At 43.2% G+C, this 21,245-nt stretch carries 18 protein-coding genes and 1 other RNA gene; 14 read left to right on the top strand and 5 right to left on the bottom strand.

The window, feature by feature from the left end; genetic code table 11:
- Window positions 1–542 precede the first annotated feature (542 nt).
- Window positions 543–907, top strand: a transfer-messenger RNA (tmRNA) gene (ssrA, locus tag ACR1R9_RS26385).
- A 533-nt stretch (window positions 908–1,440) separates the two neighbouring features.
- Window positions 1,441–2,388, top strand: a complete 948-nt coding sequence (locus ACR1R9_RS26380) for a DUF3800 domain-containing protein (protein WP_433922310.1) — start codon at window positions 1,441–1,443, stop codon at window positions 2,386–2,388.
- A 474-nt stretch (window positions 2,389–2,862) separates the two neighbouring features.
- Here ACR1R9_RS26380 and ACR1R9_RS26375 read toward each other — a convergent pair whose 3' ends face one another.
- The 3 genes from ACR1R9_RS26375 to ACR1R9_RS26365 form a co-directional block, all read right to left on the bottom strand.
- Window positions 2,863–3,045 carry an ankyrin repeat domain-containing protein gene (locus ACR1R9_RS26375; RefSeq protein WP_433922311.1) on the bottom strand — a complete coding sequence of 61 codons (183 nt, stop codon included), beginning with the start codon at window positions 3,043–3,045 and terminating at the stop codon, window positions 2,863–2,865.
- A gap of 634 nt (window positions 3,046–3,679) precedes the next feature.
- Window positions 3,680–4,156, bottom strand: coding sequence for a hypothetical protein (locus ACR1R9_RS26370; protein ID WP_433922312.1), 477 nt, complete (start codon window positions 4,154–4,156; stop codon window positions 3,680–3,682).
- A 127-nt stretch (window positions 4,157–4,283) separates the two neighbouring features.
- Window positions 4,284–5,693: a hypothetical protein gene (locus tag ACR1R9_RS26365; protein WP_433922313.1), complete on the bottom strand. Its 1,410-nt coding sequence runs from the start codon at window positions 5,691–5,693 to the stop codon at window positions 4,284–4,286.
- Between the two features lie 491 nt (window positions 5,694–6,184).
- Here ACR1R9_RS26365 and ACR1R9_RS26360 point away from each other — a divergent pair, with 491 nt between their 5' ends.
- The 5 genes from ACR1R9_RS26360 (at window position 6,185) to ACR1R9_RS26340 (ending at window position 8,444) form a co-directional block, all read left to right on the top strand.
- Entirely contained in the window at window positions 6,185–6,604 is a 420-nt protein-coding gene (locus ACR1R9_RS26360; protein ID WP_433922314.1) for a transposase, read from the top strand.
- Between the two features lie 199 nt (window positions 6,605–6,803).
- A complete protein-coding gene (locus ACR1R9_RS26355) occupies window positions 6,804–7,001 on the top strand; it encodes a hypothetical protein (RefSeq protein WP_247900243.1) in 198 nt (65 codons plus the stop codon).
- Window positions 6,994–7,269, top strand: coding sequence for an AAA family ATPase (locus tag ACR1R9_RS26350; RefSeq protein WP_433922315.1), 276 nt, complete (start codon window positions 6,994–6,996; stop codon window positions 7,267–7,269). Before ACR1R9_RS26355 ends, ACR1R9_RS26350 begins: the two co-directional genes overlap by 8 nt.
- Window positions 7,270–7,321: 52 nt before the next feature.
- Complete coding sequence (locus tag ACR1R9_RS26345) at window positions 7,322–7,567, top strand: hypothetical protein (RefSeq protein WP_433922316.1); 246 nt, start codon at window positions 7,322–7,324, stop codon at window positions 7,565–7,567.
- A 250-nt stretch (window positions 7,568–7,817) separates the two neighbouring features.
- Window positions 7,818–8,444 carry a polysaccharide deacetylase family protein gene (locus ACR1R9_RS26340; protein ID WP_433922317.1) on the top strand — a complete coding sequence of 209 codons (627 nt, stop codon included), beginning with the start codon at window positions 7,818–7,820 and terminating at the stop codon, window positions 8,442–8,444.
- Window positions 8,445–9,038: 594 nt separating this feature from the next.
- On the opposite strand, the gene ACR1R9_RS26335 is transcribed toward ACR1R9_RS26340, so the two are convergent.
- Complete coding sequence (locus tag ACR1R9_RS26335; RefSeq protein ID WP_433922318.1) at window positions 9,039–9,557, bottom strand: hypothetical protein; 519 nt, start codon at window positions 9,555–9,557, stop codon at window positions 9,039–9,041.
- A 338-nt stretch (window positions 9,558–9,895) separates the two neighbouring features.
- On the opposite strand from ACR1R9_RS26335, the gene ACR1R9_RS26330 reads away from it, so the two are divergent.
- The 3 genes from ACR1R9_RS26330 (at window position 9,896) to ACR1R9_RS26320 (ending at window position 13,658) form a co-directional block, all read left to right on the top strand.
- Complete coding sequence (locus tag ACR1R9_RS26330) at window positions 9,896–11,149, top strand: mechanosensitive ion channel family protein (protein ID WP_433922319.1); 1,254 nt, start codon at window positions 9,896–9,898, stop codon at window positions 11,147–11,149.
- A 234-nt stretch (window positions 11,150–11,383) separates the two neighbouring features.
- On the top strand, window positions 11,384–12,634 hold the full coding sequence (locus tag ACR1R9_RS26325) for a macrolide family glycosyltransferase (RefSeq protein WP_433922320.1): 1,251 nt from the start codon (window positions 11,384–11,386) through the stop codon (window positions 12,632–12,634).
- A 169-nt stretch (window positions 12,635–12,803) separates the two neighbouring features.
- Window positions 12,804–13,658, top strand: coding sequence for an aldo/keto reductase (locus ACR1R9_RS26320; RefSeq protein WP_099859172.1), 855 nt, complete (start codon window positions 12,804–12,806; stop codon window positions 13,656–13,658).
- Window positions 13,659–13,828: 170 nt separating this feature from the next.
- Here the strand turns inward: ACR1R9_RS26320 and ACR1R9_RS26315 are convergent, their stop codons facing one another.
- Window positions 13,829–14,980 (bottom strand): glycosyltransferase family 2 protein, encoded by a 1,152-nt coding sequence (locus ACR1R9_RS26315; protein WP_433923647.1) that lies wholly within the window; start codon window positions 14,978–14,980, stop codon window positions 13,829–13,831.
- 245 nt (window positions 14,981–15,225) lie between these two features.
- Between ACR1R9_RS26315 and ACR1R9_RS26310 the strand changes: the two genes are divergently transcribed.
- The 4 genes from ACR1R9_RS26310 (at window position 15,226) to ACR1R9_RS26295 (ending at window position 21,220) form a co-directional block, all read left to right on the top strand.
- The gene (locus tag ACR1R9_RS26310) at window positions 15,226–16,914 is read left to right on the top strand and encodes an extracellular solute-binding protein (protein WP_246317895.1); all 1,689 of its coding nucleotides are present in this window, start codon (window positions 15,226–15,228) and stop codon (window positions 16,912–16,914) included.
- Window positions 16,915–16,995: 81 nt separating this feature from the next.
- The gene (locus ACR1R9_RS26305) at window positions 16,996–17,922 is read left to right on the top strand and encodes an ABC transporter permease (RefSeq protein WP_076291973.1); all 927 of its coding nucleotides are present in this window, start codon (window positions 16,996–16,998) and stop codon (window positions 17,920–17,922) included.
- Between the two features lie 30 nt (window positions 17,923–17,952).
- Window positions 17,953–18,837 carry a carbohydrate ABC transporter permease gene (locus ACR1R9_RS26300; RefSeq protein WP_072735774.1) on the top strand — a complete coding sequence of 295 codons (885 nt, stop codon included), beginning with the start codon at window positions 17,953–17,955 and terminating at the stop codon, window positions 18,835–18,837.
- A gap of 49 nt (window positions 18,838–18,886) precedes the next feature.
- Window positions 18,887–21,220, top strand: coding sequence for a helix-turn-helix domain-containing protein (locus ACR1R9_RS26295; protein ID WP_175380888.1), 2,334 nt, complete (start codon window positions 18,887–18,889; stop codon window positions 21,218–21,220).
- Window positions 21,221–21,245 lie beyond the last annotated feature (25 nt).

The raw sequence follows: 21,245 nt of genomic DNA, 5'->3' as shown, positions 1-21,245 counted from the left end.
AGCGGGGTAATGAGTTTAACGCATCGTACTGGCCTGAAGTGCGGTCAAGCCTGTCAGATTATTGTGCCGGTTATGATATGAGATGAGATGAGATACACCAGTTTGCCAAGTATCCAGTCTATTAAGATGGCTGAGCGGTACCGGGTATGCTTTTTTTATGATGCTGGAAAGAATCGTTGCAGTATGTTTGCTGATGGCTGCGTAGTTTGTTGGGATAGTGGGTAAAATAGTTAAGAAAAGTTTGTTCATGCACATGAATTGTCTGAGCTTCCGTACTCAACTTTACTTCCCTTGAGGGACGCGGTATAATATGTAGACGCTTGAGCATTATATGTGTGTTGGTTAAACTTGCACAGTTGCTCAGCCTGCTGGAACGTCTTCCAGCAATCTGTACTATATCGGTGATTTGTCCTGTGTTATGATGTTCTTGTAGCAAGCAGGAATGCGAGTTTGAAAGAAGCATCTTTTTACCTTGGAGGAAAAAGATGTGCAGCACCTTTGCTCCGTATTCACGGATTAATCCTGGAGCCCTTCTTATATGAGGGGGCGTTTATGGATTCGACGGGGATAGTTCGAGCATGGGTAGCGGGTAGTGGGGACGCGTCCACTTCATCAACGCTAAAGCCTATTAAACGGCAAACAACAAACAAACTACGCTTTCGCAGCCTAAGAAACTGTGTGCGTGCTTCTAACCTGCATCGCCCATGTGACAGGATTAGGGGCTAACAAGTAGTGGGATACGCTGTCACATCTCCGCCTGGGGTGTGCTGAAGAAGACAATCAGGCTGACCCAACGTATAGCCGGTTACGGGGCGATACTCGGGTGACATCAAAACTGTGACTACACCCGTAGAAGCTTATGTGTCGTTATCTTCGGACAGGGGTTCGACTCCCCTCGCCTCCATTAGTAGTATCAGTGACAGCCACCATTTGGTGGCTGTTTTTGCTTGCCCGTATTCGAAGGGGTGGGGTAAACCGCTCTGGCTCTAAGGCTTCGGGCTTCTCTGAGGTCGAATACGACATATCTCTGATGATGTACATGGCGGTACCTCTGTACGTATCAGTTTTGATTGTCACCCGAGTATCGCCCCATAATCGGCTTTACATTGGATCAACCAGTTTGTCTTCTTCCGCTCGACGCAGGCGGAGATGTGACAGCGTGTATCCACGTTATAGATCTCTTCGATCTCTTCTTTCTGTAGTTCGACGCACACAGTGTATTTAGAAAATCAAACTCACAAAGAAAAATTAGTGTAAAACGCAAAAAAACCAACTCTGCTAACGAAGCGGAGAAGGTTCTTTTTTTGAGTATAGTCAGCTCTAGCTAACGAAGCGGAGAAGACTATACTCATCCGTATTATTTCTATATAATCATGATATTATGTATAAGAATGAAAGTCAAGTCTTACATTATCATTTTGGCTAATTAGGATGTGTACAATGATCTATAATATATATTTCGATGAAGCGAATAAAATTGATCAGCCCGGAAAAGAAAATTCATATTACGGTGCTTATGGCGGCAGTGAACAGACAATGACGGACATAACGCAGACGATACAAGGTATGTATGAAGAATTGGGTACTAAGAGCGAACTACATTTTAGGGAATACAATCATGACCAATATCTGAAGAAATACTTCAAGGTTCTTCACTACATCATCAATCAGGATGTGAATATCAATATTTTAATTGTCGATAATACAAAAGCTCACAGCATTGCTCAAGAACTAAATCTTACGATGATGGAGCTGCGAAATCTGTTTTACATCAAAATTCCCGAGAGATTGTTCTACGGGGTGACACGGCACTTGAGCGGTCAGGTAGATGTGAATATTAAAATTGACCGGAACGATGAGTACGATTCATTACGACTTCATTCCAAAATTAAAGAGCAGATGAATGCTCATTCCGTATATCGGAGCAAAAGGTATAAGATTGCATCCGTTGAGTCGGAAGAGTCTCATGAATCTATTCCTCTTCAAATTATTGATACGTTTATGGGGATTGTAGTATTTCTGATGGAACAAAGTTACATAGGAAATTCAAATACAACGCTGATTAAGAGTGATCTGGTATATCGCTTCTTGTCTGAAGGTAGTAACGTAGATCGGTTCATAAAACAGATCAAATTGTATTCATGGAACGGCAATGAAAATCTGTCAGAATTGTCTGTAGGCGATTACGTATCTCAATTTATGGTATACAAGGCTCGTTACGATGTTTCAGAAATAGCCAAGCTTCAAGCAATCATGTTGAGAAACCCAGATCTACCAGCAAAGGAGTATCGTAAGTTAATGGAGTATCCCAATACGTTGGTTCGCATGTTACTGGGGTACAAGGATGAAGTCGAAGGAAAAGGGCGGAATTATTCACTAATGAATTGAGGGATGTTAGATTTGAAGTTAAGTTGGTAGTAGGTTCGTATTTTTCCACTCATTTTATCCGTGTACCCGGTTGAGGAGTCCATAATGGTGATCTAACACGCTTTTATAGTATTGTGTGGCTGTGGATAATAACTAGTGGGTGAGGCTTCTAATCTATATATTATTAAATCTGCGATTTTGTAACGTAGCTATAGAGAAATAATGAATTTGAATACCAAACCTTGCGGCGAAGATGTTCTAAACATCGAATAGCGGATAGGAATACCTACATCCCATCCGCTATTTCATCAACATCAACGAACTTGAACTAATCTACATCGCACTGGATTAAACGATGTACCTACAAAAATACTGTTAAAAGCCATAATTGCAACTTGTTAACCCACATTGAACATTAAGTGATTCATTCTTTCTAAATACATTCTATATATTGTCTCAAGTCTGATTTTGTAACTTGATACATAAAAAATATATTCAATGTTCCTGTTCTTTGAGCAATTGATAGATTTCCGTATGTCCTAATTCCTCAGCAATCTGAAGTATACTCTTCTCTCCTTCGATAAATCTGTTACTGTCAGCTCCGTGTTTTAGCAATAGCTGCACCATGTTAATTGAGCCTAATTCTACTGCAATTTGGAGCGGTGAGGATAAAGGCATATGATGCGACTACAGAATCTGAAATAATAACTCTTCATGACAAGGATAGATTAAAGTTGCTAGGAATGAAGCTAAGCACTCCCCTATTTGCTGCCAAAATAAGCGAAGAAGAAGCGATAATAATTGCTTCAGCTAAAAGTCTAAAGTTTGGGTTTTTGCTAAACAACCTGTATACATTGTCACATTTTTTGATATAAAAGGTACGGGGCACGCAATGAAAGGGAAGGAAGCTCCGACGTATAGCCAGTTTAATGTAGTCATTGACGCTAATTCTGGTAAATCACTATTGTCATTCACTTATAGGTAATGAAAACCCCACTATATTCCTGGTGGGATTTTCTACGTTGAAGTTTAATCAAAAGCATATCTTATCTTTAGAATCTAATGAATTTATCTTTTGGGCTAGCCTCAACTGAAACTGAAGCCAAAAGCTATTGACTGAGCTTAAATACAACCAGCAGCGGAATCTTGTCCAGAAACAAAATGTCTTTTGGGGAATTCCTAGAGCACCGGCTGGCTTCCCCTCCAGCGATCGAATCCACCACTCCTTTAGCTCGTATAAAACATTTGTCTGGTCTTTATTCATAGCTTTGAGGTTACTCTGCTATATAAATTGAACGGTAAGCGTCAAAATCTACATATGCCTTATTATTGAATCTAAACTTGGCCGTGATACAAAATACAAATAAGTTGAATCGGTTGTTTGTATATAAGCCGCACCGTTCCATTTTTCATCTATAGGAAAAAGGATAGATTTGAATTTTATGCTTTCGGATTTGCCATCTCCGTTATTGATCTGTATCGAGATCGGTTTATTATAGAAATATTCTACTGCAGATTTTCTCATCTCATTGACTTCTTCTTCTGATAATGGAGCATTTCCTCCTGACATCATATCTCCTTTTTCAAATACAATTAAACGAAGGACTTGATCGAAGAATTGCGGATCCTCTACTTTTGTAACCTGGCTTTGTTCTTCATTATAGTAAAGATTAATTTTGTCTGGAGTCCACTTCTCCTGTTCACTATTTGGCATTAAATACCATCCAAGAATGAAACCTACAGCAATTGCAATGAGCAGCATAATGGATATTTTTATATTCATTTTCATACATTAATTCACCTCTCTCCCACTTAGATTAACGAACCGGTCACGATAAATGTTTCAAGCCAAAAGCCGGGAATAATATCCCCGGCCCTTTTAGTATATTCGACAATGAAAACAAAAGAACAGAATATTATGGTTTTGCTGTGTAAGAAAGAGAGAAATCTTTGGAGATTGGGGTGGTTGTGTATGTCTCGGCGTTCCATACATCAAATTTCAATTGTAGATTGCCGGTTGTACTTTTTGAGGATCCATTTCCCTCATAATTAAGCACGACATGATAAGTAAAGTAATGACCGTTATCAGTTTGCCCGCTATGATCGGTACACTCCTCTAACTTATATTTACTAGTGAGCTTTTCGCCTGCCGCGGAAACAGGACTACCTGATAAGTTCACACCTGTACTACCAAGTCTCACATCTCCTACCACAGACGTTGCGGTGTTAATATATCCAATGACATCATTAATTGTGCTTCCATAAGGAACTTTGCTTATTGTTTTCTTGATAAGGTTAGCAGAGATATTATCGCCGGTTTTTTTCAAGCCGCTTGTAGTATCATAAACTCTTCCTTGTTGGAACGTCCTGATCATGGTTGAATAATCGCCTGATCCAAACGCAATTTTTACATTCTTATATTCAAAAACGTTATTGCCGTAATAGGTGTAGTTGCCGACTTTTGTATGCTCAGCAATTTTAAATTGAGCAATCCATGTCGAGTCTGATGAGCTTACATTTACGTGTTTGTAGCTAAGATAAGGCAACGAGTAGCATTGTGTATAATCGGATCCTACGTAAAATGAAGTGTAATAAGTGGTAGGGTTAGTCCAGGTAGAAAACTCGTTTAACGCCGTTGGGGAGATACTGGTATTGGTATTACCTGAAACCTCAGCAATCGACGTTTCGCTTGTAGGTATCTCCTTAACAGATAAAGGCTCTGCCAATCCACTAAACCAGAACATTTCCTTTTTGTTATCTTCAACTTCAGCAAAAGACTTCGCTTCCAATGTGTTCAATGTTTCAGGTACATCCATCTCGAAAATAAGGATATTATTATTGCTGTCGAGCAAATACAGCTTCAAATGCGGCTTTCCATTCAGGTCGTGATTAATCAAAAGATTATCATTTTGGGTATCATTGAAGATTTCGAACAGCAATACTTTAAAATTGCCCGTTGCATCCGTTAAATCTCCTACGATACTGTTCATGTCATTTTGAATTTTATAACTCGCATGCAACGGTCCGGACAACGAAATAGCGGTTTCACCAACATTCGCATTAAATGAAACACTTTCATCCTTTAACGTGAAATCCCCGAGCTTCAAATCAAGTTTAGGTAAAGATTTTTGGCTCATAAGCGATTTTCTATTTTCTTTTCTACCCACCAACGTTTCATTAAAACCTTCAACCGTCAGTGAAATCCCTTGGTCCTCAATAACTGTGTTTAAAATTTTGGGCGTGTTATCAGCAGCAAACACGCTCGCTTGAAACAGTGATCCAGCGAGAACGGCGACAGCTAGCAATGAAATTTTGAATCTTTTCATATTTTTTTACCCACCTCATCCGTTGAATTAGTTATTGTGTGAATATTGCTACAATATTCACAAAGTGCTTAAACAAAAGAAATACATTCATGATCTTACGACAAGATTCTAAAGATTTAGTTTGGTTAAACAGGAAACTGAAGCGCGATAACATCAACTCCTTTCATTTTATATTAAATTTATCAATGAAGGGTAATTTTGTAAATAGTAACAAATACTCATTCATACATGATGTGTTGTGTCGAATTTTGAGGTTAATTTGGACCGTGTATTAAAGTGTTTTTTCTTTCTCAAAAAGCTTGCTTTATTAAACCAAAATTCATTAGGGAGGTTGATCAATTTGAAATTGCTTTCTCACATACGATACCATTTCAAAAAACTTACAAAAAGTGATGATCGTTGGCTTTGTTGGTATTATCCCCTCACGGTAGACAGTGAAAAAAGAGTACATGTTACAATGAACTCAATCACTGCCGGAGGGGATTTTTGTTATGCCAGCGAAGAAGGGTCAAACATTTAATCGATATAGTGAAGAAACGAAGAAAGAAGCGGTTCGTTTGCGAATGGAGGAAGGCTGGCCGTACAGCCGAATTATGGAGAAGTTCGGAATCAAGAGTGAAAGTCAAATCATCACATGGGTCCGTAAAAACCAAAACGGAGATGGTTTTGAGGATTACCGGGGACGGTGGACAAAGGAGCATTTTAGTAGTGCTGAAGAAGAAAATGCATTATCTGAAAGCGCAGGTAGAATATCTAAAAAAGCTCAATCCAAACTTACACGGGGAGGGAAGCTGGATTTCGAAGCCCGGTGCCAGTTCATTAAAGAAATAAGCAAATGGGCCCCCACCGCTTCCAAAACAAACTTGGCGACCTTTCCCCAATTGAATTCCGGGAAAAAAGTCGCCGCTTAAATGGAAGTTCTCTTTTTTTATTATCTACTTGACGGGGCTATGAACAGATCAATCTTTTTTATTTAATTGTTAAGTACCATATGGGGGGCGATGCCCCTCGCCTCCATTAGAGTATGTGGAAACCATCAACCGGTTGTTCTGGTTGGTGGTTTTTCTGTTTATGATATAATGAACATAAATTTAGATTGGGGGACTCAAGGTGTTTAATAATCGAGAACAGCTCCAAGAAATTTTAAAAAAAGCAAATCAACATGCACGGAAGCAAGCCAAAGAATCGGGTGCTTCTATTTATTATATAAAAAATAACAAACGCGTTCGTGAAGATGCTGAAGGTAATAAATTTGAAATTATTTTTGATGCTGCTGGAAAGCGGCAGGAATTTGAGTACCATGAGTAAAAGCAAACCAGTCATGACCGTGTTTGCTGGGACCAATGGGGCAGGCAAGAGTACACTCAGCATGCAAATGAGAGAGTTGCTGGGTGAACTGGTTGATCCTGATCAGATTGCGAGGCGGTTAAAGCCAGAGGATCCGCGTAGTGCTGACCTTTCTGCTGGTAGGGAAGCTGTGAAAAGAATCCGATCACTCATTAAAAGTGGTGAAAACTTTGCTATTGAAACAACATTATCTGGATCCATTTGTTTTGAAACATATGCAAATTGCTAAAGAAAATCGTTATGAAATTGTTGTATATTATATCGGCCTTCAAGATGTCCAAATGCATATAGACCGTGTAGCTTCTCGTGTCGAGCAGGGGGGACACTGGATTGCTGAAGAAGATATTCGCTTTCGATATGGTCAGTCACTGCAGAACCTTACACCTGCTCTGGCCATTGCAGACCAGGTTATCATCATTGATAATACATACGAGCCTCTAATTGTTGCGGAAATCACGCAGGATAAATTGATCTATTGCATCGACTCGATACCTGCTTGGTGTAAACCTACTCTTGTTAGGTACTGATGAAAGTGTGACATCAAAATTGTGATCACACTCAAATCGTTTGGACTCATCTTGACGTCATACATTTCTCAAGAGCGATTCTCACAGCAACTGTGAGAATCGCTTTCTTCATTTATCCAATTTAGCGAGAGTTTGCGGTTGGGTTTGAGCAAGTGATAAAAGTGGGTTGACCAGACTGGACCTAAGGCTCTCGACATGGAATAATAAGGATATCGTAGCCGAGCTGTAATGGAGAGGAGTTTGTTGCTACATGGTCAATATATCGTTAATAGAGCAGGTTTCTGTCCGGGAGAAGGCTGTGGCCTTCACGTTTGATGATGGCCCGCATCCGGTATACACGCATCAATTACTCGAAACTTTCCGTAATGTGGGTGGAAGGGCGACCTTTTTCATGATAGGCAGGGAGATGGAGGTGTATCCTGAGATTGCGAATACGGTGCACCACGAAGGGCATGAGATTGCCAACCATACATACACACATCCGGATCTAACCAAGCTGACGCTGGAGCAAGCCGGAGAGGAACTGCAACGTGCGGAAATCCTCATCCGGGAGGTGACGGGGAAAACTGTGAAGTGTTTCAGACCACCGTATTTTGGCGTGAATGATGACATTCTATCTCTGGCTGCAGAGCGGGGATATCAATCAATTGGTGCGGTCAATGGCGGTGCGAAAGATTGGGACAACCCCGGTGTCGATCACATTTTGGAACATACCCGGTCTACCGTGAAGCCAGGCAGCGTTTTCCTGTTCCATGACGGGTACGGGGATCGTTCCCAGACCGTGGAGGCGGTTCGTGTGCTGGTCGAGGAAATGGCCGCAGCGGGGTACCGTTTCGTAACGGTAAGCGAAATGTTGGCAAACTCTAGTGATGTTTGACGAAACGAATCTGAACGTACTGGCCCTTCATTCTTTAGAATGATAGGGCCCTTTTTCTTTTTTGGTAGAGTAAAGGACGTACTTTCGAGCGGAAGTACCTTCTGAATTTTACGGATTTGAATTTATCGGGAGGGCTACGTCACTACACGATTCAAGCGGCAAGGTCATCGGTGGTGTTTTTTTAAATGAACGGGGCTTAGGATAAAAAATTGTGAAGAGTAGCTCATTTGATTTTCTTAGCCAGAGCCCTGCATAATGGATAACCATCATCCTCCCTTGCATACCAATTAAGGCCAGACGATTTTACGAATCGCAATAACGCATCAGGTGGGGGGAACGGGGAAAACGAGATATAATTTATATGCTAGATCAAGCAGAGTGAAAGCAGCCAAACTTCAAAATATTCATGAGCAAAATAAACGAGCAAGGCAAGAGTTAGAAAAGAGACCGTTAAGGTCTCTTTTTTGGTATCTATGAGTTCAATAAAGGATAAACCCGGAGTTCAGCCCTCGTACAGTGAATGAGGCGGACAAGCACGTCATTGCAATATCGCAAAGAACACATCACCAGTGGCAGTGAATCTTTTAATTCATATTAATTATTGAACAGAGGCTCCGTGCGAAGCAAATAGTTACCCCGTACTTCCGCTGTCCAATTGGCAAAGACCTCTCTCCATTGAACACTGTTAAAGAAATCGTCTACGGATTGATTGTCGGAATCCCAGTCTACAAATATGTTAAGAGGTGTGATTCCTCCGGCCCAGATGCCATTGCTGACGTCCGTTCCCTTTTCTCTCACCAATAAGATTGGAATGCCGAATTGAAAAGCCATAGCAGGCTCAATTTGAGAAAAGGTCGATCCTTCCCAGAACGGAGTGGTCGTTGGAGGCTCCCCTACATTGGATTTAAGAATTTGAACAAAAAATCGTTGGAAGTTGATTGCGAGCAAACCATAGCTTGAAAAAACCAGGCGTCGTATATTCGTCAGGATGTTTTCCGGGTATTGTTCACTAACGGGCAAAGTGCGGGGAAAGAGCAATGCACCCTCAATTTCCGCAATGAGACGGTTCAAAAATTGCTCTTGCAGGTCATTTACCGTGTTGGTTGTACTCAAAAATATAGGAATACGAAAAGCTCGGTCCACGCAGGCATCGATAGCCGATGATGTGCCCTTTTCATTATGGATGGCTTATTCGCATTTGAGGCGGAAGTTTTCAAATGGACACGGACGGGTGGAAGCTCGGTTACCATGCTTACGGGAGAAAGCTTTTTCATGGTAATTTGCTGAGTCTTCGTCTATGCACATTAGCCCATTTGTGTGAAGTGATACTCATGAAGGGGGGCATGTATCCTTTACTCATTAACCGATAGCTGTATTATTTTGAAATTTTACTTCGTACTAGAATGTAATTTATAATAATAAGTTAATATAAACCGCGTCAGGAGGATACAATGGACTTTATCAAAAATCAACTAGATGGAACTGGCATGAGTGAACAAACCATTGGATATCTTTCGAATTTGATCATGGTGGTATTTATAGCTGTGGTCTCCATACTGGCCAATTTTATAGCCAAAAAAATCGTGCTGAAGATTATTATCCAGATCATCAACAACAATCGGTACACGTGGGATAAAATTATTGTGGAGAAAAAAGTGTTCCACAACCTCTCGCATCTGGTACCGGCGATTATCATTTATTATTCTGCGTATGTCTTCCCGTCTTATCAGGCTTTGATTGAAAAAGCAGCTTTAACGTATATGATCATCATAACCATCACGGTATTAAATGCGTTACTTAATGCCTTTGATACCATCTATCGTTCCTATGAAGTCTCCAAGATTAGACCGATTAAGGGATACATTCAGGTAGCCAAAATCGTTCTTTTCATCATTGGAGGCATTATCGTCATCTCGAGCCTGATTGGTCAGAATCCGTTGATTATTCTCAGTGGACTTGGCGCTTTATCAGCTGTTCTGATGCTCGTCTTCAAGGATTCCATATTGGGACTGGTGGCAGGTGTGCAATTATCATCGAATGACATGGTGCGTGTGGGTGACTGGATTGAAATGCCTAAATATAATGCCGACGGCGACGTCATCGATATTACATTAAACACGGTAAAGGTCATGAATTTCGATAAAACGATTACGATGATTCCGAGCTACGCGCTCATCTCGGACTCGTTTAAAAACTGGAGAGGTATGCAGGTATCCGGTGGCAGAAGGATCAAGCGAAGCGTCTATATCGATACAAGCAGCATAAGCTTCTGCACGAAGGAAATGATTGGGGAATTTCAGAAGATCCACTATTTGACGAATTATCTCGAGACCAAATTAAATGAAATTAACGAATACAACATGGAACATCACATTAATACGGAAAGTATTGTAAATGGTAGACAGCTTACGAATGTGGGTGTATTCAGAGAATATATTCATCAATATCTGAGGAATCATCCAAAAATTCATAAGGATATGACGTTGATCGTGAGACAGTTAGCGCCGGGAGATAACGGACTACCACTTGAAATTTATGCATTCAGCAATGATATCACCTGGGGTGTATATGAATCGGTTCAAGCGGATATTTTTGACCACATCTTCGCCGTTGCGCCGACCTTTGGCCTTCGTGCCTTCCAGAATCCAACGGGTCATGATATCGTGCAATTAAAAGAAAGTCCCCAATATTCGAGAGGATATTGAGACATGTTATTTACCTAATCCAATATGAATATGAACAGAGGAAGCACCGAAGCACCGTAAAGGTGCTTTTTTTATTGTTCAAAAAGTGACATATACACTATTTACAAAAATGGAAATAATTAATAGTATATTTATATGGGCACAATTTCCAGTTTCTATTTTACACCTATTATCTTGAGGCTAGAAATAAAATGTCCCGTTTGAAGATTGGAAAATTTAATGGAGGTGTATTTCGTGGCACGTGTATTAGTTGTAATGATGCCTGCAGAAGGGCATATCAATCCGACGCTCGGAATAATCAGGGAACTGGTAGAGAACGGCGATGAGGTCGTCTACTGTTGTACGGAAAAATACCGGACGAAGATTGAAGCGTTAGGCGCACAATTTAAAGCATACTCCTTCAACGAGGCTACTCTGCTTAACAACCCGGATATGAAGCCTTTTGAAATCAAGCACCCTTACCAATTTTTATATATGGTTTTGAAAAAAGTGATTCAACGGTTTATTCCGGATGTTCTGAATCTGATCGAAAATGAAACCTATGATTATTTAATTTTTGACTCCTTAATAGGCTGGGGAGGACAAATTTTAGGCGAAAAGCTGGGTATCCCAGCAATATGCTCAACCACCACTTTTGTTTTTGTAGAACCTCTTGGAACAGGTAATCAAAATCAACTGAAGGATGACGATGAGGAGGTCAAGGAGCTATATAACGCTATCATCGAGATATCCCGGCAATTAGCTTCACAGTTCAATGTGGCTGTGCCTTCTCTGGCGGATCTTTCAGGGCATCCCGGACAACTAAAGCTGGTCTATACAAGCCGTTATTTTCAGCCCATGGGGGACAAGCTGGACGAGAGCTATGTGTTCACCGGCCCATCTATTACACCTCGCAAGGATGCACCATCCTTTGCAAAGGAATCTCTGCATGCCGTTTATAAACAGGCTGTATATATTTCGATGGGAACCATTTTAAATAAGGATCTTGATTTTTATAAGCTGTGCTTTACGGCTTTCGGTGATTTGCCTGTGCAGTTTATACTGTCTTCAGGGAAGGATACTGATTTGGAGCCGATTGCTGATCTCATTCCTGACAATTTCATCATCAGACCCTATCTCCCACAATTGGAAGTGCTGCAGGGTGTAGATGCTTTTCTGACACATGCGGGCATGAACAGTACAAGCGAAGCTTTGTATTATAATGTACCCTTGGTCATGCTCCCGTTAACCTCGGATCAGCCGCGTGTAGCAGGCCGGGTACAGGAGCTCGGAGCAGGGGTTATCGTGGATAAAAATAACCTTACACCCGACGTGCTTAGAACCGCGGTATTAGAGGTGCTCGGCAATGCCTCCTATAAGGAACATGCTGAGGTTATTGGGAAAACGCTACGCGATGCTGGCGGGTACAAGCAGGCTGCTATGGCCATTCAGAACTTTATGGGTAATCGGTCGTTATCGGCTACGCCGATCTCTTCGCATGAATAAAGAGGCAACTTGCCTCTATTAAAATTAGAAGAGAAAGCCACCACCCCATATAACGGGGTGGTGGCTTATATTTGATTCATCCGCGTATGGAGGGGTAGAATAAACGGAGAGGGCATATCACCTTTTCCATATCGTTTTAGTATATCTTTCGCAAAGGAGAGTTTACCAGATGAATCATACAATTCCGGAATATACGTTGAATGATGGCTTAAAAGTACCTGCCATTGGCTTCGGTACCTATAGCTTAAAAGGCGAAAAAGGCGTTAAATCCATAGCTTCGGCGATGGATGCAGGTTATCGACTGATTGACACAGCGTATAACTATGAGAACGAGGCGACTGTCGGGAAGGCTATTAAGCAGAGCTCCGTTTCCAGAGAAGACCTGCTCATTTCATCTAAACTGCCAGGGCGTTACCATGCTTTTGAAAAGGCGATTGTAGCCGTCCAAGAATCTCTATACAGAGCAGATCTGGATTATTATGATCTATATCTGATTCACTGGCCGAATCCCAAGCAGGATATGTATGTGGAAGCGTGGCAGGCACTCATTGAGGCGAAAAAACGCGGATATATCCGTTCCATCGGAGTTAGCAATTTCCTTCCGGAACACAATGAACGCCTGATTAAGGAGACGGGAATAGCGCCAAGTCTGAATCAGATTGAGCTGCATCCATTCTTTGACCAAGCGGATCAGCGGGAGAAGGATTCGAAGCATGGCATTATTAACGAATCGTGGAGTCCGATTGGTCGTGGTAATGATGCTGTACAAGATATCGTAAAAGATGAGCAGATCCTTCGTATTGCCGAAGCTCATGGCAAAACGGGTACGCAGGTTATTTTGCGCTGGCATACCCAGCTTGGGTCAATTCCTATTCCTAAAGCTGGCTCGCTTCAACACCAGCAAGAAAATATCGATATTTTCGATTTCGAGCTGAGCGAGAAAGAGATGGAAGTCATTTCTTCATATAATCGTAAAGATGGACGACTGTGGAATCAGGACCCGAGTGAATACGAAGAATTTTAAATTGCTGAATTTGAAAACGTGCCATACACCGTAAGGTGGGGAAAATGAGTATAAAGGAAACATAGCCTCCTATTCTACAAAGATGTAGATAGGAGGCTTTTTGTTGTTTTAAAAAAAAGTGAATGCAATTGGAGCAGGAGTAATATGGGCGAAGTTAGTGATACAGCTAACTACTCAACCAATTCCTTAGATCTCTGCGCCATATCCTGTAAAACGCGAGCCACCCGACTTTTTCTGCCTTTTGCTTTTCTCTGTATTCTTGCGAGAGATTTTTTGTACGCTTCCACATCTGTTTGAAGCGCGAAGTGTTTGGCAGCAATCCGTAATGTTTTCTTTAATAGTCGTGCGGAAGAGCGTGTTGTTCTGGACCGGAAGCCTCTGCGCAGGATTCGCAGCGTTTTTTTGTAGGTTTGAAGGTCAGCTGATGGTGGTACTACGCAGAATAAATTGAGTGCCGAATCATTGAATCCATAGGTTTCGAGCATGATTTTCAGATTTTCTGTATTGAGCACTTCCCCTCGGAAATGGGTAGGATGTTCTTGATGATAACCTACGACCTCCTTCATACAGTAGAAGGGCACTTTCAAACGATGCAGTCTGTAGCCCAGATCCCAGTCTTCAAGCCCATACAGTACAAACCGTTCATTGAAACCTCCAACTCGATTCAGAAGGCTTCGGCGGATGGATACACACCGCGTGACGAGCAGCATCCATGGAGCCACATCGGTGCTGGCAAATTGTTTGATGACACTAGGCGGTATTTTGGTTGGGAAAATCACTTTGGACAATGTATCTGTCTGATGAATGATATCATCCGGTGTGACCAGTGGGACGATTTCATTCGCTGCATCAAATTCAGGACGCCATAAGTTTGAAGGGGTAAGGATTGAACGGCAATGATCTTTTTCCGAGGGCGAGAAGTCTGGATAGTAGTGGGTATAAGCATCGGCAAAGGAATGTGGAAAACCCGAAACGACGGCTCTGGGATTTTTACGATGATATTGACGCACGGTTCGAATAAATTCGGGTAATGCCAGAAAGTCAGCATCACAGAAGATAACATATAGCCCTTTGGCATGCTGAAGTCCCAAATTCCGGATCGCTGATCTGCCACGTTGCTCCGTCTGCGATACGTAGGTCAAAGGATATGAAGACTGGAATGCCTGGATCTGTTCTTTCGTTCCATCAGTGGAACCGTCATCAGCTACGATGACTTCGAAAAGGTGCTTCGGGTAGGTTTGTGTCTCTAAGGCTGCCAGAGTAAGCGATAACTGATGGGCCCGATTATAGGTTGGGATAATGATGCTGTAGCGGATCGCCATTCCTGTTTCCTCCTTCACGTTGTTGGACGCTCCTTATGAAAAAACGAACACGCTCAATTAAGAAGTGATATTAGTTTATTCCATATATGTGGCAGCGACTGGTCAAACACCTTATGATTTTGGAAACGGGCTTGATCGATCTCCTTCTTGTGCTCACGCTCACCGTTCAATCTGGAAATATGATATTGATCTCTTGCATTCGTGTGCAAATCCTGCGCTGCGCAAGGAAATATCAAATTTTGGATATGTCGGCAAGAATGGACGATAGCCAATATAGCGGGCAAACGGTAACTTTATGGAGAGCGATGACAGAGCTGCTTATCCACGATACACATTCAATGGGGGGACGTGAAGTGATGAAAAGGTCATGGAGAAAACGACTGACAATTGGTATCTGCCTAATGATGAGTATTGCTGCTCTTGGGGGCTGTTCAGGGGGGAATGGAAGTACAGGTGAAGCAGGAGGAGATGGACCTACCCCCATTTCAATCTGGATGTCGATGAATACCAATGCTTCCATCACACTCAAGAGCATGAATGAAATTACGGCGATTAAGGAATGGGAGAAGAAAACCAATACCAAAATCGAATTCCAGCATCCCGCTGTGGGTGCCGAGACCGAACAGTTCAATGTCATGATAGCCTCAAATCAGCTGCCTGATGCCATGTTTGTCAATGGAGATTACGCCAAGCTATTCAATGATGGTATCATCATTCGACTTAACGAACTCATTGATGAATACGCTCCCAATTTGAAAAAGATCCTGGAAGAGAATCCTGAGGTTGCCAAACAGTTAAAAGCCGACAACGGAGATATCTATGCAATACCGCATCTGCGTCTAGGGGAATACAAAACCTTCGGCGGTACGTTCATCCGTCAGGATTGGTTGGATGAGCTAAAGCTGGAGAAACCGGAAACGCTGGAGGAGTGGGAGACGGTACTCAAGGCCTTCAAGGAGAAAAAAGGCGTAGCAGCGCCGCTATTGTTTGGCGCACCACCCAAAATGAGCACGATGGGACCAGCCGCACCGACATATCTGGAGGCTTACGGCATCACTAATAGTACGTTCATGAAAGATGGCAAGGTGGTCTATGGGCCAATCGAGCCGGAATATAAGGAATTCCTCACGATGTTCCATCGCTGGTATCAGGAGGGATTGGTTGATCCCGATTTTGCTACTAATGACCAGAAAACATACGACGCCAAAATTTTGAGCAGTCAAGCTGGTGCATTTTTCACCTTTATTGGTGGAGGTGTAGGCCGCTACCTGCCCGCTCTGCAGGAAACGGATCCGAACGCCAACCTGACTGCCACACAATATCCGGTGCTGAATAAGGGCGATGAACCACTGTTTACCGGACGTTCCTGGGAGTGGAGCAGTAGCGGTGTTGTGCTCACCAATAGCAACAAACATCCGGAGGAAACGGTCAAAGCACTCGATTATTTCTTCAGTGAAGAAGGACATATGCTGAAAAATTTCGGTGTGGAGGGCCTCACCTACACGATGAAGGACGGTTACCCGACCTATACTGATGAGATTTTGAAAAATCCGGACGGCCTGTCGGTTGCTCAAGCCATGGCCAAACATTTTATTGCGAACTATCCCTTCGTTGGGGAGGATGACGATCGGTACAACGAGCAATATTACCAGCTCCAACAGCAGAAGGATGCGGCAGTTCTGTTCTCCAAATACAGCGAGAATACATTGAAGGTGGGCCTTCCTCCGACAAGTCTGACAACAGAAGAATCTACGGAGTACAGCAAGATTATGAGTGATATTGGAACCTACCGGGACGAGATGTTCGTCAAGTTTGTCATTGGGGTTGAGCCGATTGAGAACTTTGACAAGTTTGTAGATCAGATCAACAAGTTTAACGTGAAACGGGCTATTGAAATTCAGCAAGCTGCCCTGGATCGGTATAACGCCAGATAAGGAAGAGATGTCTAAGGGTAATGAAGCCTTTTTACGGCTTTGCTGCCCTGGACGCCCTCTTTGGAATGAAAAAGGAAGGGGATGAAGGAGTTGTCGCACAAGTTTTCCTTGTTATGGCTCAATTACAAAAAGAATAAAGCCATCTATTGGATGGCTCTCCCCGTCGTTTTATATTTTCTCGTCTTCAAATACCTGCCGATGTACGGAGCCATCATTGCGTTCAAAGACTACTCGGTGGGCAAAGGCATATGGGGCAGTGATTGGGTCGGATTGCAGCATTTTCGTGATTTCTTTCAGAGCTATTATTTCTGGCGAATTCTGAAGAATACTCTTTTGCTAAGCTTTTATCAGCTGTTGTTCGGTTTTCCGGCTCCCATTCTTCTTGCTCTTCTGCTTAATGAGCTCAGACATGAAATCTTCAAACGTACGGTGCAGACGATCTCTTACATTCCTCACTTTATTTCCATTGTTGTCATCTGCGGCATGATTGTGGACTTTTCTTCCCGAGATGGACTGTTTAACACTATCATTGGTTATTTTGGCGGTCAGAGCAGTGCGCTTCTCAGTGATCCGGCCAATTTTCGTACCATATATACTGCCTCATCGATCTGGCAGGAGCTTGGTTTCTCCAGCATCATTTATTTGGCTGCGCTTAGCGGCATTAACCCCGAGCTCTACGATGCTGCCAACGTGGACGGAGCGAGTCGGCTTCGCCAGGTGTGGCATATCACGCTTCCCGGCATCATTCCGATGATTATGATTCTCCTCATACTCCGCATTGGAGGATTGATGGAGATTGGGTTCGAGAAAATTATTCTGCTCTATAATCCGAATGTGTATGATACAGCAGATGTAATCTCGACGTTTGTCTACCGCAAAGGGATTAGTGAAAGTGCTGAATTCAGCTATACAACCGCGGTGGGTCTCTTCCAGTCGGTCATTAACTTTGCGCTGCTAATCGGTGCCAACCGTCTGTCCAAGGTGATATCCAATACGAAACTGTTCTAGCCAAGAACGAGGTGAAAGGAGGGATTTCTTTTGCGAATGAAAAGGTCCATTGGAGAGCGGTTGTTTGGCGGTGCGAACGCGATTCTGATGACAGGGCTGATTATCGTAACCTTGTATCCGCTGCTGCATGTGCTGAATGCATCGCTTAGCGATTCAGGTCAACTCATGGCCCATAGAGGCCTGCTGCTTTTCCCCAAAGGAATTACAATGGAGAGCTACAAGCTGGTGCTAAGCAACCCCAATATTCTGTCCGGATACCGGAATACTATATTCATTGTGGTGGTGGGCACGGCGCTTAATCTGCTGTTCACCATTCTGGGGGCGTACACGTTATCCCGCAAAAGCTTTATGCTCCGCAATCCGATTATGCTGGCGATTGTGTTTACGATGTTTTTCAACGGCGGAATCATACCATCTTATCTGTTGATCAATAACACGCTCCATATGGGGAACAGCCTCTGGGCTCTGATAGTACCCGGTCTGATCAGCAGCTATAATCTGATTATTATGCGAACTTCCTTTGCGGAAATCTCGGAAAGTCTACTGGAGTCGGCCCGTATAGACGGGGCAGGAGAGATGCTCATTCTGTGGCGGATCGTCGTACCATTGTCCATGCCCGTCATTGCGGTGATGATTCTCTTTTATGGCGTCGGTCACTGGAATTCATGGTTCAGTGCGATCCTGTATATTCGGGACCGGAACCTGTTTCCACTTCAACTGGTGCTGCGAGAGATTCTGATTCAGAACAGTACAGACTCGATGACCACAGGAGCGACCGCTATGGACAAAGAGGCCATCGGGGAAAGTGTAAAATACGCAACCGTCATGGTAGCGACCCTGCCTATATTGTTCATCTATCCGTTTCTGCAGAAATACTTTGTTAAAGGTGTTATGATCGGAGCAATCAAAGAATAGAGTTGCCTTATCAAGCCATACCAAATAACAAACGGTGAGGAGGAGACGCATGAAGAGAAAAAGCATCCTGTTATCATGGGGCATTTCTTACATGGTCATTCTGCTCATACCGATTGTGATCGGTGCTGCTGTTTTTGCCGAGTCTCGCATGTTGCTTGAGGAAGAAGTTAATCGTTCCAACATGGTGCTGTTATCTCAGGTACAGGAAACCATTGATAACCAGATTGGTGATATTGGCAGCATTAGCAATCAATTAATGGCTGACTCTCAACTCATGAGCTTCATTAATCATGCATCTGAACAGGATGCCCGCTGGAGAGTCATGGGGATTGATCTGATCAAAAACCTGAAATCTACACGCGTCGGAAACGGCTTGATTAGTGAACTATACATTTATATCAAACAACCCGATATCGCGTTGTCCTCGTCTTCACTTATTCAAAAAAATTATCTATACGACATGTTCTATCAGGGCACCAATGTAACCGAGGAAGCATGGACCCGGCTTATGCATGATTCCGGTAAGAGCATGTACCGAAAGATGGAGGTTCGGAGTGAAGATCGACGGATTGAAGACACGCTGGTCTATATTCAGCCGTTTCCTATTCAGAATGGCGCTGACAGCCCTGCGACCTTCGTTGTTAACCTGGACCCCAACCGATTCCAGCAAGCCATTGATAACGTACGTTTGGAAAAAGAGAGCACCGTGTTCATTCTGGATCACGACGGTCAAACGTTATTTTCTACCGGATCACTTGAAACCCCTTACATGAATGGGGAGGACCTTAATCTTTTCGATGATGCTGGGAAAAGAACGGAAACGATCGATTGGAACGGAGAATCCGTGACCATATCGCAGATTTCTTCCAAGATCCAGGACTGGAAGTATGTATCCATCATACCTACCCGAATCTATGCCAAGAAGCTGACGGTAATCCGCGATATTACGCTTGGAGGCGTTGCCGCAGGACTTATCCTTGGCGGGGTGGCAGCCTGGTGGTTCACCAGACGGAATTACCGTCCGCTGGGACGGATCATGAACATTATCTCGGATAAGGTCAAATGGAAACTGGAGCAGCCAGACGATGAATATGGCATTTTGCAATCTGTTCTGATCCAAGCCTGGGAAGAGCAGGATCAATTTGCGAACAGGCTTAAGGATCAGCAAAGCGTTATACGGAGCAGTCTGCTCTCCAAATTGATGAAGGGAAGGGTACAGGTGGGTGAGGAGTTTGCATCGACCTTAGAACGTTCAGGTATTCGATTTGAGTCGGAGTCGTTTGCTGTATTGCTCCTGCATATTGAGGATGTTGAAGGGTTGTTCCGTTCCAGAGTACGTGAGCAGGACCAGGAGGAGAAGCACCAATTTGTGCACCTGATTCTGACCAATGTACTGGAGGAGATGATCGGCTCAATCGGTCATGTGTATTCTGCGGATATTGATGGAAGAATTGCATTCCTGATCAATATTCGGGAATGTGAGGAGGATACCAGTCATCGGTTAATTCGTGCAGTCGAAGAAGCTCAGCGTTTCATCGGCTCCCGATTCTGCGTGTATTTCTCTGTTGGCGTTAGCCATGTTCATCACCGTATTGCGGAGATCGCAGATTGTTTCCGGGAATCGGAAGAAGCGCTGGAATACAGGCTGATTCTGGGGATCGGTCAAATTATTGACCCGAACCGAATTCGTCGGCCCAAGGAGGAGCTGTATTACCCTCTTGATCTGGAGAGACAGCTCATCAATTATATCGCTACAGGCAATTATGCCCGTTCCACGGAAGTGATGAACGAAATTCTCATGACTAATTTTGCGGGAGAGCCCTTGTCTGTTGAACTGGCTCGCTGTCTAATGTTTGAGTTGATTGGTACCTTTCTGAAAGCTACCGAACAGATCAAGACGGATGACCAGAACGAGATGACACAGCGCAACGATCTGATTCGGCAATTGTTTGCATGTGAGACCTTTGAGGAGATCGAGTCCGAATTGCTGCGGATACTGGAGACGGTATGCCAGACGGTGCATGAGCGCAAGCGTTCCCGCAGTGAGGAATTGAGGGATCAACTGGTGGAATTCATTCATGAGAGTTATGCAGATGTCAATTTGGGCTTGACCCATTTATCCGAGCGGTTTCGTTTTCATCCAACCTATGTCTCCAAGTACTTCAAGGAACAGACAGGCGTCAACGTAATCGATTACATCAACCAATATCGAATTGAGCAATCCAAGAAAATTCTACAGGCAGAGGAACTGACGATCCAGGACGTATCCGAGCGGGTGGGTTTCTTGAACAGCAATTCGTTCATTCGTGTCTTTAAGAAATATGAGGGAATTACACCCGGCCAATATAAGCAAAATAGCAGACTTGTCCAGCAAGAGGGTTGAAGAATATGACTTGCCTAGAGGAGGA

The sequence above is a fragment of the Paenibacillus taichungensis genome, assembly GCF_050994985.1.
GTDB lineage: Bacteria > Bacillota > Bacilli > Paenibacillales > Paenibacillaceae > Paenibacillus > Paenibacillus taichungensis.
This window is presented reverse-complemented; position numbering and strand designations above follow the sequence as displayed.

Bases quoted from the DNA above. Each gene is read 5' to 3' on its own strand.
- ACR1R9_RS26350 (WP_433922315.1), top strand. From the start codon at position 6,994: ATGAGTAAAAGCAAACCAGTCATGACCGTGTTTGCTGGGACCAATGGG.
- ACR1R9_RS26360 (WP_433922314.1), top strand. From the start codon at position 6,185: ATGCCAGCGAAGAAGGGTCAAACATTTAATCGATATAGTGAAGAAACG.
- ACR1R9_RS26310 (WP_246317895.1), top strand. From the start codon at position 15,226: ATGTCGGCAAGAATGGACGATAGCCAATATAGCGGGCAAACGGTAACT.
- ACR1R9_RS26375 (WP_433922311.1), bottom strand. From the start codon at position 3,045: ATGCCTTTATCCTCACCGCTCCAAATTGCAGTAGAATTAGGCTCAATT.
- ACR1R9_RS26370 (WP_433922312.1), bottom strand. From the start codon at position 4,156: ATGAAAATGAATATAAAAATATCCATTATGCTGCTCATTGCAATTGCT.
- ACR1R9_RS26320 (WP_099859172.1), top strand. From the start codon at position 12,804: ATGAATCATACAATTCCGGAATATACGTTGAATGATGGCTTAAAAGTA.
- ACR1R9_RS26330 (WP_433922319.1), top strand. From the start codon at position 9,896: ATGGACTTTATCAAAAATCAACTAGATGGAACTGGCATGAGTGAACAA.
- ACR1R9_RS26340 (WP_433922317.1), top strand. From the start codon at position 7,818: ATGGTCAATATATCGTTAATAGAGCAGGTTTCTGTCCGGGAGAAGGCT.
- ACR1R9_RS26380 (WP_433922310.1), top strand. From the start codon at position 1,441: ATGATCTATAATATATATTTCGATGAAGCGAATAAAATTGATCAGCCC.
- ACR1R9_RS26305 (WP_076291973.1), top strand. From the start codon at position 16,996: ATGAAGGAGTTGTCGCACAAGTTTTCCTTGTTATGGCTCAATTACAAA.
- ACR1R9_RS26315 (WP_433923647.1), bottom strand. From the start codon at position 14,980: ATGGCGATCCGCTACAGCATCATTATCCCAACCTATAATCGGGCCCAT.
- ACR1R9_RS26295 (WP_175380888.1), top strand. From the start codon at position 18,887: ATGAAGAGAAAAAGCATCCTGTTATCATGGGGCATTTCTTACATGGTC.
- ACR1R9_RS26345 (WP_433922316.1), top strand. From the start codon at position 7,322: ATGCATATAGACCGTGTAGCTTCTCGTGTCGAGCAGGGGGGACACTGG.
- ACR1R9_RS26365 (WP_433922313.1), bottom strand. From the start codon at position 5,693: ATGAAAAGATTCAAAATTTCATTGCTAGCTGTCGCCGTTCTCGCTGGA.